Genomic DNA, 13269 nt, shown 5'->3' with positions numbered 1-13269 from the left:
TTCGCGCTTTGATTTCCCGCCATGGGGCGACAGTTTCGTTGGTTGTGGGCGGCGTATGCGGTGAGCGCGTACGGCTCGGGTTTCGGTTTCGGCGCGCTGCCCCTGATCGCCGTCCTCGTCCTGCACGCCTCGCCCGCGCAAGTTTCCGCGCTCTCCGCCGTCGGCCCCGCCGTAGGCGCCCTGATCGCCGTGCCGCTGGGCCCGTGGGTCGAGTTCCGCCGCAAGCGCCCGGTCATGATCGCGATGGATCTCCTGCGCTTCGCGGCCATGATTTCCATCCCCATCGCGTACGCGTCAGGCAAGCTGACTTTCGCGCAACTCCTGACGGTCTCCACCGCGACGGCCGCCGCGAAAATCGCCTTCAACGCCGCAAGCGGTTCTTTCCTGAAGGCCCTGGTGCCCGCCGACAAGTTGCTGACCGCCAACGCCCGCTTCGAGTCCACGCAGTGGAGCTCGATCGCCATAGGCCCACCGCTAGGCGGCGCCGCGATCGGCTTACTCGGCCCGGTGACCACGATCGTGGCGGACGCGCTCAGCTACCTGCTCTCCGCGCTGGGCATCCTCGCCATCGGCGGCCGGGAGGAACGGCCGCCGCGCCCGGCCGTTGTGTCCCGGTCGCACCCGTTACTCGACGGCTGGCGGCACATCCTCGGCCACCGTGACCTGCGCGCCCTCTTTGCCAACCAGCTCATGGTCGGCGGTCTGATCATGGCCACCGAGCCGCCGTTGGCCGTGCTTCTGTTGCGTGACCTGGGTTTCCCGCCCTGGCAGTACGGCCTGGCCTTCGCCGCCCCCTGCCTGGGCGGCCTGATCGGCTCCCGCCTGGCCCGCCGGGTCGTGGCCCGCTACGGCCAGCACCGGATCATCCGCGTGGTGGGCACCCTCCGCGCGATCTGGCTGGTCGGCCTGGTTTTCGTGCAGCCCGGCGTGGCCGGCCTGCTGATCGTGATCGTCGTGGAGCTGGCGATCATCATCAGCATGAGCCTGTACAACCCGGTCCTGGCCACCTACCGCCTCCAGCAGACCCCGCAGGACCGGGTCGCCCGAACCCTCACCGCCTGGTCCATCACGAGCAGCGCCTCCATCGCCGTCTGCACCGCCTTGGCCGGCCTGCTGGCCGACGCCACCAGCCCGCGCACCGCGATCGGCGTGGCCGGCCTGCTGATCCTCGCCAGCCCGCTGCTGCTGCCCCGGCGCCCGTCCTCGCGGGAGCCCGCCGAGCAGGCCGGCGAGCTCGCCCGCGAGGACTTGTCCAGCCGATAACGCGGTTTTCCACAATCGCGGTCTGTCCACAGGAACTCCGCTCCGCCCGCACGATCAACCCCCTTCCTCCGCGACAATGACCAGCGGGGGCTCCCCCGGTGGAGGGCGGGCTTTGTTGTGGGTCCGCTGCTCAGAACGGCTGCTGGCTGACCTCTAGCCCACCGGCTGTGTGAGGCTTGGTTCGCCGAGCAGGTCTACGAGGTCGCGCGGCAGGCCGTGCGTGTCGTGCAGGTAGTGGTAGTCCTCGTCGGTCAGGTGGCCGTTGCCTCGGGATCGGTGGCGGGAAACTATCGGACCACCTTTCGTCATGAGGGTGCGGAAGCGGTCCTCCTCATTTCGCAGGGTTTCGCGAACGTTGCGTACCTCGATGTCCTGCTTGAAGTGGTCGATAGTGTGCTCGATCGGGTGGGTAGGCAGTTCGCTCAGGGTGCGAGTCGGATCGGTGCGCCACAAGGTGGTCAGGACTCGGCGGATCAGGCGGCGGAGCACGTAGCCGCGCTGGGTGTTGGACGGGCGGATGCCGTCGCCGATGACCACCACGGTGGAGCGCAGATGGTCGCTGACGATGCGCAGGGAGCGATCGTCGAGCTGCCAAAGGCTCGGAATGGTTTCCGTCCAGGGCACGAAAATGTCGCAGTCGAAGACGGAACTCTTGCCCTGCAGGATCGTGAGCATGCGTTCCAGGCCCATGCCGGTGTCGACCCGTTCCGGGGTGAGCGGCTCCAAGGTGCCGTCATCGTGGCGGCGGTAGCGCATCATCACGTGGTTCCACACTTCGGTCCAGCCCGGGTCGGTGGTGGGTGTGCCGCGCGGTGGGGTTTCGCCGGTCCAGACGAATATTTCCGAGTCGGGGCCGCAGGGGCCGGTCGGGCCGTTGGACCACCAGTTCTCGTCCTGGGTGAGCTCGACCGGCACGCCCAAGCTTTCCCAGGTGTGGAGGGAAGTTTCGTCGGGGCCGACCTGGTCGTCGCCGCCGAAGACCGTCACGTGCAGGCGGTCGGGGGAGATGCCGAAGCCGTCGCGGAGCAGCTCGTAGCCCCACTTCAGGCTCTGCACGCCGGGGTAGTCGCCGAGCGACCAGGAGCCGAGCATCTCGAAGACGGTCAGATGGGTGTCGTCGCCGACTTCCTCGAGGTCGGTGGTGCGCAGGCAGCGTTGCACGTCCACCAGACGGCGGCCTTCAGGGTGCGGTCGGCCCTCGAGATACGGGGTCAAGGGATGCATGCCCGAGGTCGTGAACAGCACGGAATCACCGGGCGGTGAGATCAGGGAGTTGCCGGGAATCAGGATGTGGCCGCGTTCGCGGAAGAAGTCGGTGAACGTACGTGTGGTCTCGTCGACGTTCATGATGGTGGTCCTTTCGGGTCAAAAGACCGGAAAGGGGTCACCGGCGACGGGCGCTGGGCACGAAAATGCCGGCGAGCCGTTTCCGGTCGCCGGCGGAAGAGAAAGTCAGGCAGCGGCAACCGACGAGCAGGTAGCTCGTGCGGTCGCGTAAACGGTGCTGCCGGTCATGACATCCATGGTACGAGCGTGGGCCAGCGCTTTTCGTGCGCCGGGGCCGCCAGTGCGACGGCCCCGGCGTCACTCCTACGACGCGTACGTCTCGAACTCACCCACGCGCGGGGTGCCGGACGCGCTCACGATGTCGAAGGTAACTTTCTTGAGGGATGTCGCGGTGAACGTGATGACGCCCGAGCCCGTCCCGGTCTTGAGGACCGCGCCGGTGTCGCCGTTGAGCACCCGGTAGGAGCCGATCGTGCCGCCGCCGCTGGCCGCGCGGATGTTGATGCGGGAGACCGTCGTGGCCGTACTCCACTTGATCGAGATGTAGCCGGTGCTGCCGTTCGGTGACCAGTAGGTGGTCATGTTGCCGTCGCGGACGTCGCCGTAGCTCGTGCCGGTCGCCTTGCTCGAACCGTCCGAGCCCGCCCCGATGCTCAGGTTCGTGCCGCTGGGCTGGGTGGCGGTCGGCGTCGGGGTCGGCGTCGTCGGGTTGGGGGTGGTCGGTGACGGGCTGTTCGGGGAGGGGCTGCTCGTGACCGAGCAGTTGCCGGTCGAAGTCTTCATGCCGGTGTTCGCGCCCGCGGTCGAGCGGACGATGCTGGGCACGCACGACGCGTTGTCCAGGCCGTAGGCGTACGGAATGGAAACGCTCGTGTTGGACGGCATGGACGGACCCGCGGGGTTGGTTTCGCTGTCGGCGGCCGACCAGGTGACGTTGTCGAGAATGTTTCCGGACGCCTGCCAGTAGCCGGCCGCGTCGGTGTAGAACGTGCCGAGGACGTTCATCGAGTCCTCGAAGTAGTTGTTCTCCACCTTGGCGCGGGCGCCGGCGCGCGAGTTGATGCCGGATTCGTTGAGGCTGAAGTAGTAGTTGTTGTAGATGTGCGCGACACCGCCGCGCAACAACGGCGTACGTGAATCGATGTTCTCGTAGCGGTTGTGGTGGAACGTGATGAAGCTGTTGGCGGTGTCGCTCTCGCTCGAGCCGATCAGGCCGCCGCGGCCGGAGTTCTTCAGGTACGCGTAGGACAGCGTCACGTATTGCACGTTGTCCTTCAGGTCGAACAGGCCGTCATAGCCCGCGTCCTCGCCGCCCGAGGCCTCGAGGTTGACGTGGTCGACCCAGACGTTTCGCACGGTACTTTCCATGCCGATCGCGTCGCCGCCGTTGGAGGTCGGCGAGCCCGACTTCTTGACGTTCCGGACGGTCACGTTCTGGATGATGATGTTGCTCGAATCCCGGATGTGGATGCCGAGCTGGTCGAAGACGGCGCCGCTGCCCACGCCGATGATCGTGACGTTGCTGATCTCCTTGAGCTCGATCTTGTCGGCGGCGGTGTTGCAGCTGTCGCCGGAAACTTTCGTGGTGTTGCCATGGTTGATCGTGCCCTGGACCTCGATGGTGATCGGGGTGCTGCTGCTGGCCCTGCTGCACAGCGCCTGGTGGATCTGCGTCCCGGTGGTGGCCCGCACGGTCGTCCCGCCGTTGCCGCCGGTCGTCCCGCCGTTGAGGGACGCGTAGCCGATGGGGCTGCCGACCGCGGCGGCCGAAGCCTCCAGGGACGGCAGGGCGACGGCGACAGCGGCGCCCGCCGCGCCGGTGGTCAGTGCCGCGAACACCCGCAGCGCGACTGATCGTCTCATCCTTGCCTCGCTTCTTCGTCGAACCCGTTTGCCCGACCTGCCTGCCACCGGAAGACGGCGGCCCCACGAGGCAGGAAAGCGCTTTCCTGTGCGAGGATAGAGACACATCTATTACGTACGCAAGAACGAGTTACCCGGACGGCAACGCGGCCACCCGGGCCTCAACCGCGCCCGACCAGCCTGAACGCGGGCTCGCGCGGCCGCGGGTACGCCGCCTGGGCCGCGCTTCCTGTTTCGGCCGCGCGCCTCTGTTGGCCGCGCGTCGCTGCTGACCGCGCCCCGCTGGTGGCGGTGGCCCGCTGGTGGTCGCGCGCTGCTGGTGGCCGCGCGCCGCTCGGGAGCGTCTGCCGCTTCGAATCTTGATTAGCTGCCGCTCGCCGCGTGCGCGAGTTAATCAACGCTTGCCGCGCCTACCCGGGTCGCGCGCCTGCCGTGCGAGATCTTGGTGAAGCTGGGTGCGGTGTGTGCGGCAAGTCATCAGGGTTCGTGAGGTGACCGGGTGAGCGCTCGGCAGTGTCGCGTGCGGAGGCGGGGTGAGTGCTCGGCGGGTTTCGCGCGTGTGGGCCGGGTGAGTGCTCGGCGGGTTTCGCGCGTGTGGGCCGGGTGGGCGCACGGCGGGTCTCGCGCGTGGCGGTTGGGTGGGTGCTCGGCGGGTCTCGCGGGCGGCGGCTGGGCGAGAGGTCAGGCGGGCAGCTCGGCGTAGAAGGCGCGCAGGGCGTCGGCCATCAGGTGCGGGGCGGCGCTCGGGGCGAAATGCGACTGGCCCGGCCACGCGAGTCGGCGCGCGGCGGGGAGGGCGGCGGCCAGGGCGTCCATGGTGGTGGGCATCGGCTCCCAGGTGTCGGCGCCGGCCAGGATCAGGGTGGGCACTGTCAGGTCTGACCAGCGGGACGGGTCGGGGTCGTCGTCGGCCAGGGCCTCCAGGTCGTGGAGCCAGCCGATGGCGGTGCGACGGGCCTCGGCCGGGTCGGGCTTGCGGTCGCCGGCGGCGGCTGCGAAAGCGGCAACGATCGCGGGTGGCACTCGGGTGACCTCGTTGAGGACGGCGAACATCTCGGCGGCGTCGTCGCGCTCGAAAGCGGCTCGATAGCGGTCGAGCAACGGCGCGACGGCCGGGCCGGAGGCGAACAGCGGTGGCTCGAAGACTGCCAGCGAGAGCAGCGAATCCGGGTTAACAAGAGCGGTGTGCAGCGCGAGCGTGGCGCCGCAGGAGGCGCCCACCAGATGCGCGGGGCGGCCGATGGCGTCGAGGATCGCGGTCAGGTCGCCGACCTCGTCCTTGAAGGACTTGCGGATCGACGGCACGTCGCTTGGGCCGTAGCCGCGGCGGGCCGGCATCCACAGCTCGAACGAATCCTCCAGCAGCGGGGCGAGCGGGGCCCAGCTGTGCAGGCCGCCACCCGAGCCGTGCAGCAGGACGACCGGGGTGCCCGCGCCCTGGCGGTGCACCATCAGGCGGGTGCCGTCGGCCGCGCGTACGGGAAAGTCGGTCATGGCATTTGATCCTCTCGGGCGGGCCAGTGAGTGAGCGCCGTGTGGACCGCGTCCACCACGTGGCGGAAGGACGTGTCGAGGTCGCGCGGGTGGCCGAAGCCGGCGGACGACTCGAGCGTCGCGAAACCGTGCAGCGTGCTGCGGACGAAACGGATCGCGTCGGTGAGGCCGGGCTCCTCGATGCCGTAGGCGCGGAAAGTTGCGTAGCTCAGGTCGATCAGGCGCAGGTGACCCGCGGAGTTGTGGCCGATCTCGGGTGGCAGCTGGAGGTTGGTCGCGGCGTACTGGCCGGGGTGAGTTACCGCGAAATTTCGGTACGCCTCCGCGAAACCCGTCAACGCGTCTTGACCGGAACGGCCGGCCACGGCGAGCGCGATCTGATCGGAGAACGCGGTGGCGGCCCGGATGGCGACCTGGTGGAGCAGCGCCTCGCGGTTGCGAAGGTGGCCGTAGAGGCTGGCGTCGGCAACGCCGAAATGCCGCGCGACGGCGGCGACGGTGAGCCGCTCGAGGCCCAGCGAATCGGCCAGCTCGGCGGCGGCTGCGGCGACGCGCTCGGTGGTCAGGCCCTGCCGCGGCATGGCAATCCTTAGGGTGCTCGGTAAAAACCTAGGAGCCCTAGGTTAGCACCACGGCGCGGCGGATCGCCTCCAGGTCCTCGCGCAGGGCGCGGGCCCGGGCGGCACCCACGATCTCGCCGATCCACGACTCCATCTCGGGAACGAGAGCCTGCGCGATCCGCACGACCTCGCGGCCGCGGTCGGTCGGCTGCACGAGCTTGGCCCGGCGGTCGGCCGGGTCGGGGACGCGCACCACGTACCCGTGCGTCTCGAGGTGGGCGACCAGCTCGGCCATCGCCTGCTTGGTCATCTGGGCGCGCTCGGCCAGGAGGCTCACGGTCGTGCCGGTGTCGTCCAGGTATTCGAAGACCGCACTGTGCACCGGCCGCACCGCCTCGTGGCCCTGCTCGGCAAGATGCGTGAGAACGCGGCCGTTGAGTGCCACGAAAATTTCGCGCATGAGGACGGCGAGGTTCTCCGGACGCGGGCGTCCGTCGGTCATCGGGGGACGTCTTGACATTCGACAGGCCACCTGTCTAGTTTGCGGATATGGACAAGCTACCTGTCGATCGTGCCACATGCGAGCGGTTGGTCACCGGGACCGACGAGATCACGATTCTGGCGGGGAGCGCGCAGACCGGGCGGCGCGCTCTTCGCGGTGGAGATCCGGATGAAGCCGGGCGGCGGGCCGCCCGTCATGCACCGGCATGCGCCGGGGGAGATCTATCACGTGCTCGAGGGCGAGTTCACGTTCTATCTCGATGAGGACGATGCGGGGGTACGGCGGGTGACGGCCACCGCCGGCGAGTCGTTCCCATGGCGGGCGGGACGCCGCACACGGTCCGCAACGAGTCGAAGGAGGACGCGGTCGCTTTCGTCGTGCACGCGCCGGGCGGGCCGATGGAAAGTTTCTCGCGGGCAGCGGCGGCGGCCACGAGCCCGGACATGGAGACGATGCTGGCGATAGCGGCCGCCAACGGGATCGAGCTGCTCGGCCCGATCCCCGCCGTGGCCTAGCATCACGGCCGTTGTCGGCGGCGCGGCGTGCAGGTGGTGCGGTGTGCATGCGGTGCGGTCCTCTGGCGGGCGTACGCCGGACCCGGAAACTTTCCGGGTCCGGCGTTGCTGTGGCTCGGGCGCGGCTGGGGAGACGCTTGCCGGGCGCTAGTGGCCGGCGGAGTGCTCCTCGGCGATCTCCTCGCGAGCGCGCTCGAACGGATCGCCGTACTCGTGGATGGCCCGGCGGGCGAAGGCCTGCTGGACCGTCGCGACGCGTTCGGAGCGGCCGCGGCCCAGGAAGCTGATCGCCCAGTGCATCACGGCGCTCACCCTGTTCTTGAAGCCGACCAGGTAGAACAGGTGGACCACCACCCAGATCACCCAGGCGAAGAAGCCATCGAGGCGGAGCTTGCCGATGCTGGCGACCGCCGCGAAGCGGGAGATCGTGGCCAGGCTGCCCTTGTCGAAGTACTTGAAGGGCTTTCCGGCGGGCTTTCCGGCGAGGCGGGTCTTGATGGTGTTCGCCGCGTACTTGCCGCCCTGGATGGCTACCTGGGCGACGCCGGGGAGCTGCTGGCCCTGCTCGTCGTTGAGGTTGATCATGTCGCCGAGGACGAAAATTTCCGGGTGGCCGGGGACCGTCAGGTCGGGCTCCACGAAAATGCGGCCGGCGCGGTCGGCCTTGGCGCCGGTGGTCTCGGCCAGCTTGCGGGCCAGCGGCGGAGCGGAGACGCCGGCCGCCCAGACCTTCGTCATTGACGGGATCCGCTCGTGGCCGCGCTCGGTCTCGACCTCGATGCCGGTCGCGTCGACGCCGACGACCTTGGTGTTCAGCTCGACCTCGACGCCGAGCAGGTGCAGCTGGCGCAGCGCGCGGGTCGACAGGTGGTCGCCGAACGTGTTGAGCACCGCCGGCAGCGCGTCGATCAGGATGATCCGGGCCTTGCGCGGGTCGATGTGCTTGTACTGGCCGGGCAGGTTGCGGTGGGCGAGCTCGGCGATCTGACCGGCCATCTCGGTGCCGGTCGGGCCCGCGCCGACGACCACGAAGGTCAGCCAGCGGTCGATGTCTTCCTCGGAGGTCTGCAGGTCGGCGATCTCGAAGGCGCCGAAGATGCGGGCGCGCAGCTCGAGCGCGTCGTCGATGTTCTTCATGCCGGGCGCGTGGTCGGCGAAACCGTCGTTGCCGAAGTAGGACTGCGCCGCCCCGGCGGCCACGATCAGCGTGTCGTACCCGACCTCGTAGTCGATGCCGGGGCCCTCGACCGAGACGATCTTCTTCTCGACGTCGATCTTGGAGGCCCAGCCCAGGCGTACGTCGACGTTGTCCTGTCGCTTGAGCACCTCACGGATCGGGGGCGCGATCTCGCCCTGCGACAGGATGCCGGTCGCGACCTGGTAGAGCAGGGGCTGGAACAGGTGGTACGCCGTACCGTTGATCAAAGTGATGTCGACGGGCGCGTTCTTCAATGCCTTGATCGCGAAGAGTCCGCCGAACCCGGCGCCGATGACCACTACACGATGCCGCTGCATCATCACTCCCGTTGTACTCGGTTTCCGCCATGTACAGCGCTCTGATCAGGGTGATTATGCCGTGAGTATCGACACCGTGACGGGCCCGGAGTGGAACATCACTCCGGGCCCGGAACAGGTTTACGGAGTCCAGACGATGTTGGGGTTCACGTGGCCGGTCCAATCGAAGGTGGCCATGTTGTCCCAGCCGTCGCCGGTGCCGTTGATGTTGGCGGGGTCCCAGCCGTTGCCCTTGACGGCGTACCAGGTGGGCTCCCAGTAGAAGACGCCCACCGCGCCGGCGTTGCGGGCCGTGTTCTGCACCCAGGTGAACTGTTGCGCCTGCCCGGCCCAAGTTGCCGGAATGTTGTCGCAGAGCACGGTGCCGGGGATCGAGTTGGAGGTGCTGTCCGCGTTCGCGGTGGTGAACTGGTACGCGGTCTCGGCGATGACGACCGGCTTGCCGTAGCGGGACTTCACGTCGGCGATGACGTTGTACAGGTTGGCGAGCGTGCCGTGCCACATGCAGTAGTACGACAGCGCCGTGACGTCCCAGGTGACGCCCTGCGCCCTGATGCCGTCGTAGAACCAGCGGGCGTTCGCGTCACTGTCCGCGTCGGCGGTGTGGATCCACACCTGCGTGGAGCTGTTGCAGGCTTTCGTCGCGTTGTAGCCCTGCTTCAACAGGGAGGCCAGGGGCGCGAAATTGTTGTTGGAAACTTTCCCGGTCGGCCAGAGCATCCCGACGTTGATCTCGTTGCCGATCTGCACGCTGTCGGGAGTGGTGCCCTGTGCTTTCAGGGCGGTGCAAACGTCGTACGTGTAGCTGTAGACGTCTGTCTGCATTTGCGTGAGTGAATGCGATGCCCACGCCGCAGGCGGATATTGCTTGCCCGGGTCGGCCCACGTGTCGGAGTAGTGGAAGTCGACCAGGAGCTTGAGGCCCTTGGCTTTGATCGCCTTCGCCTGTTGCAAAACTTTCGCTTTGTTGTTGTAGCCGCTGGCCGGGTTGTTCCAGATGCGCAGCCGCATGTAGTTGGCACCTGCCGACTTGAGGATGTCGTAGGGGTCGGCGGCGGCGCCCGACTTGTTGTAGTACTTCGCGCCGAGGTCGAGGCTGCGCTGCAGCGACGAGACGTCCGCACCGAGCATGGTGAGGGTGTTCGCCGCGTGGGCGGGGGTGGGGATGGCCAGCGACAGCGTGAAGATCACGGCGATCGCGACGGCCTTGAGGGACGGTTTCATGGCGCTCCTTCGAGAAAAAGGTGCGTAACCGATATTTCCGAAATATCTGGTGCGGAGCGCCGGATATCTCGGACCCCGGGGGAGCGGGAGTCAGCCGAGAGCGGGGGAGGTCTCTCGCAGAACCAGAGAGGTGGGAACGGTGATCGAGAGCGGGGTGCGCCCGGCGATCACGTCCGTGAGCAGCCGGACCATCTCTTCGCTGATGCGGTCGAGCGGATGCCGCACCGTCGACAGCGGCGGATCCAGCGTCGCCGCCAGCCCCGAGTCGTCGAACCCGACGACCTGCACGTCTCCCGGCACCTGCTGGCCCGCGTCGCGCAACACCGGCAAAGCTCCCGCCGCCATCGCGTCCGAGGCGGCGAAAACGCCGTCGAGATCGGGCGCCTGCTCGAGCAGCTGCCGCATCGCCGCCGCCCCGCTCGCCCGCCCCCAGTCGCCGTGCACGATCAGCGCCGGATCGAGCTCGAGCCCGTGCGCGAGCAGCGCGTCCGTGTACCCCTGCAGGCGGTCGACGCCGCCGACCATGTCCTGCGGCCCGGTGATCGTGGCGATCCGCCGGCAGCCGGCCGACGCCAGATGGTCGACCGCCGAGCGGGCCCCCGACCGGTCGTCCGCCATCACCGACGAGATCACCTGCTCGTAGCCGAGCACCCGCCCGCAGGCCACGATCGGCACTTCCGCCTGCACGAGGTGGCTGAGCAGCGGATCGCCCGAGTGCGGCGAGATCAGCACCACGCCGTCGACGTGGCCGCCGGAGAGGTACGCGATGGTCCTGTTCCGTTCCTCCGGCGTCGACGCGATCATCAGGATCAGCGTCAGCTCGCGGTCGGAAAGTGCCTGCGCAACACCGCGCAACAACACGGAAAAGTTCGGGTCCTCGAAGAGCAGATGTTGCGGCTCGGTGAGCAGGAAAGCTATCGACCCGGACTTTCCGGTGGCCAGCGAGCGGGCATGCGGGTTCGCCGTGTAACCGGTCCGGGCGATCGCCTCGCGCACCGCTCTGACGGCCTCGGGGCTGACCCACTCCCGGCCGTTCAGGACGCGGGAGACGGTCGCGTAAGAGACCCCGGCCTCGCGCGCCACGTCGCGGATGGTGGGCCGCTTGCGCCCCGTACCGGGCGGTGTCGGCACGTGGGGGATCATAGTGCTCATCAGGCCTTCACCGCGCCCGCGCCGAGGTCGACGCGCCAGTAACGCTGCAGCGCGAGAAAGAGCACGACCAGCGGGACGATCGAGATCAGCGCGCCGGTGACCACGATGATGTACATCGACGGCTGGGCGGCGCCCTGATTCAGCAAGCTGTTGAGCCCCACGGTCAGGGGATAGAGGCGGTCACTCCCCAGCATGATGTAGGGCAGCATGAAGTTGTTCCAGATCGCCACGAATTGGAACAGGAAAACGGTGACCAGGCCCGACCGCATCATCGGCAGCGCGACCGTTCCGAAGGTGCGCCAATCGCCGGCGCCGTCGATATGAGCCGCTTCCAGGACGTCGGTGGGAATCGTCGCGGCCGCGAAAATCCGGCAGAGATAGATTCCGTACGGGGTGATCATGCTGGGCAGCAGCACGGACCAGTAGGTGTTGGTCATCCCCACCTTGGCCAGCAGCAGGTACTGCGGGATCGCCAGGATCACGCCGGGCACCAGCACCCCGGCCAGGATGAGGTTGAAGACGAGCTTCTTGCCGGGAAAGTTGTACTTGGCCAGCGCGAAACCCGCCATCGCCGAGATCAGCGTCGAGCCGGCCGCGCCCACCCCGGCGTACAGGGCGGTGTTGGCCATCCAGCGCCAGTACAGCCCGTCGCGGTAGGTGCTGAGGTCGCCGATGTTCGCGAAAAGATGCGTGCTCGGCGCCAGGGTGAAGGTCGAGAAAAGCTCGCTGGGGCTTTTCGACGCCGCGATCAGCACCCAGACCACCGGGAAGAGGCAGTACAGCGCGCCGAGCAGCAGCAGGATCGTCGCGGCCGGGCTGAACCGCCGGTTGCCGCGGCGGTCCCGCGGGTCGGTCGCGGGCTCGGTGGTGGCCGGGACGGCCGGCAGGGCGGTGGTGACGCTCATGTCAGTCCTCCTGGTTGAAGGCCCGGTTCCCGACGAGCTTGAGGAACCCGAAGGACAGGACGAAAGTTGCGAGCGCGATGACGACCGAAGTCGCCGCCGCGGAGTAGATGTCGTTGCGGGTGAAGGCGTCCCGGTACACCTTCATCAGCGGCGTCCACGTGGTGGAGATGGTGTTGCTCAGCGGCTTGAGCGTCATCGGCTCCGCGAAAACTTGCAGCGTCGCGATGAGCGAGAAGACGAACGTCATGATGAGCGACGGCAGGATGATCGGGATCTTGATGCGCCATGCGATCTGCTTGTCCGAGGCGCCGTCGAGCCGGGCGGCCTCGAACAGCTCGGTGGGGATCGCCCGCAACGCCGTGTAGATGACGATCATGTTGAAGCCGGTGCCGCCCCAGACCGCGATGTTCGCGACCGCGTACAACACCCCGGAGCCGGCGAGCACGTCCGGCGAGGAAAGTCCGAAGACGCCGAGGAGATCGTTGAAGGGGCTCACCCGCGGCAGATAGAGAAAACCCCAGAGAAGGGACGCCACGACTGCCGGCACCGCATAGGGCAAAAAGATCGACGTACGGGCGAAAGTGCCGACCCTCGTGCGCCCGGCGTCCAGGAGCAGGGCCATCAGCAAGGCGAGCCCGAGCATGGTCGGCACCACGATCATCCCGTACGCGGCGACCCGGTAGACGCTGGGCAGGAAGTCGGGGTCGCTCAGCGAGCGCGCGTAGTTGGTCAGCCCCGCCCAGACCTCGGTGCGCGCGCCGGCGCCGAGCCCCAGGCCGCTCACCTTCACCCGGCGCAGGCTCAGGTAGGCCGCGTAGACGATCGGTGCGGCCAGGAACAACGCGAACAGGATCAGGGCCGGCGCGAGGAACTGATAGGGCGCCCCGGCCCGGCGCGTACGTGTGCTGGAAACCGCCGGCACGGCCGTCACCTTCTTCTCGAAGCGGGGTTGGCGGCGGGCGCTTTCGCGCCCGCCGCGAAAATTTCCG

The 13269-nt window shown here is 68.1% G+C and carries 12 protein-coding genes and 1 pseudogene; 3 read left to right on the top strand and 10 right to left on the bottom strand.

Annotated elements, in window-relative coordinates; genetic code table 11:
• The first annotated feature begins 21 nt into the window (after positions 1 to 21).
• Positions 22 to 1263, top strand: coding sequence for an MFS transporter (locus tag ACQPZX_RS28360; RefSeq protein ID WP_433361368.1), 1242 nt, complete (start codon positions 22 to 24; stop codon positions 1261 to 1263).
• A gap of 153 nt (positions 1264 to 1416) precedes the next feature.
• Here the strand turns inward: ACQPZX_RS28360 and ACQPZX_RS28355 are convergent, their stop codons facing one another.
• The 5 genes from ACQPZX_RS28355 to ACQPZX_RS28335 all read right to left on the bottom strand — a co-directional run bounded on the left by ACQPZX_RS28355 (position 1417) and on the right by ACQPZX_RS28335 (position 6969).
• Positions 1417 to 2610 (bottom strand): alanine--tRNA ligase-related protein, encoded by a 1194-nt coding sequence (locus ACQPZX_RS28355; RefSeq protein ID WP_433361365.1) that lies wholly within the window; start codon positions 2608 to 2610, stop codon positions 1417 to 1419.
• Positions 2611 to 2853: 243 nt separating this feature from the next.
• A complete protein-coding gene (locus ACQPZX_RS28350; RefSeq protein WP_433361363.1) occupies positions 2854 to 4413 on the bottom strand; it encodes a pectate lyase family protein in 1560 nt (519 codons plus the stop codon).
• 681 nt (positions 4414 to 5094) lie between these two features.
• Positions 5095 to 5907, bottom strand: a complete 813-nt coding sequence (locus ACQPZX_RS28345) for an alpha/beta fold hydrolase (RefSeq protein WP_433361360.1) — start codon at positions 5905 to 5907, stop codon at positions 5095 to 5097.
• Complete coding sequence (locus ACQPZX_RS28340; protein ID WP_433361357.1) at positions 5904 to 6488, bottom strand: TetR/AcrR family transcriptional regulator; 585 nt, start codon at positions 6486 to 6488, stop codon at positions 5904 to 5906. Before ACQPZX_RS28340 ends, ACQPZX_RS28345 begins: the two co-directional genes overlap by 4 nt.
• 37 nt (positions 6489 to 6525) lie before the next feature.
• Positions 6526 to 6969 carry a MarR family winged helix-turn-helix transcriptional regulator gene (locus ACQPZX_RS28335; RefSeq protein WP_433361354.1) on the bottom strand — a complete coding sequence of 148 codons (444 nt, stop codon included), beginning with the start codon at positions 6967 to 6969 and terminating at the stop codon, positions 6526 to 6528.
• A gap of 168 nt (positions 6970 to 7137) precedes the next feature.
• Between ACQPZX_RS28335 and ACQPZX_RS28330 the strand changes: the two are divergent.
• Both ACQPZX_RS28330 and ACQPZX_RS28325 read left to right on the top strand, forming a co-directional pair.
• Positions 7138 to 7239: pseudogene (locus ACQPZX_RS28330) on the top strand (cupin domain-containing protein); the annotation flags it as partial.
• Between the two features lie 44 nt (positions 7240 to 7283).
• The gene (locus ACQPZX_RS28325) at positions 7284 to 7484 is read left to right on the top strand and encodes a hypothetical protein (protein WP_433386065.1); all 201 of its coding nucleotides are present in this window, start codon (positions 7284 to 7286) and stop codon (positions 7482 to 7484) included.
• Between the two features lie 147 nt (positions 7485 to 7631).
• On the opposite strand, the gene ACQPZX_RS28320 is transcribed toward ACQPZX_RS28325, so the two are convergent.
• The 5 genes from ACQPZX_RS28320 to ACQPZX_RS28300 form a co-directional block, all read right to left on the bottom strand.
• Positions 7632 to 9002: an NAD(P)/FAD-dependent oxidoreductase gene (locus tag ACQPZX_RS28320; protein WP_433361351.1), complete on the bottom strand. Its 1371-nt coding sequence runs from the start codon at positions 9000 to 9002 to the stop codon at positions 7632 to 7634.
• Positions 9003 to 9119: 117 nt separating this feature from the next.
• Positions 9120 to 10223 carry a glycoside hydrolase family 53 protein gene (locus tag ACQPZX_RS28315; RefSeq protein WP_433361348.1) on the bottom strand — a complete coding sequence of 368 codons (1104 nt, stop codon included), beginning with the start codon at positions 10221 to 10223 and terminating at the stop codon, positions 9120 to 9122.
• Positions 10224 to 10313: 90 nt separating this feature from the next.
• Positions 10314 to 11354: a LacI family DNA-binding transcriptional regulator gene (locus ACQPZX_RS28310; protein ID WP_433361345.1), complete on the bottom strand. Its 1041-nt coding sequence runs from the start codon at positions 11352 to 11354 to the stop codon at positions 10314 to 10316.
• A 20-nt stretch (positions 11355 to 11374) separates the two neighbouring features.
• Complete coding sequence (locus ACQPZX_RS28305; protein WP_433361342.1) at positions 11375 to 12280, bottom strand: carbohydrate ABC transporter permease; 906 nt, start codon at positions 12278 to 12280, stop codon at positions 11375 to 11377.
• 1 nt (position 12281) lies between these two features.
• Entirely contained in the window at positions 12282 to 13202 is a 921-nt protein-coding gene (locus ACQPZX_RS28300) for a carbohydrate ABC transporter permease (RefSeq protein WP_433361339.1), read from the bottom strand.
• Between the last annotated feature and the right edge of the window lie 67 nt (positions 13203 to 13269).

The organism is Actinoplanes sp. CA-142083, from assembly GCF_050942195.1.
In the GTDB taxonomy this organism is placed as follows: Bacteria; Actinomycetota; Actinomycetes; order Mycobacteriales; family Micromonosporaceae; genus Actinoplanes.
Note: the sequence above shows the minus strand (reverse complement) of the source record. Positions and strands in the feature narration are given on the sequence as shown.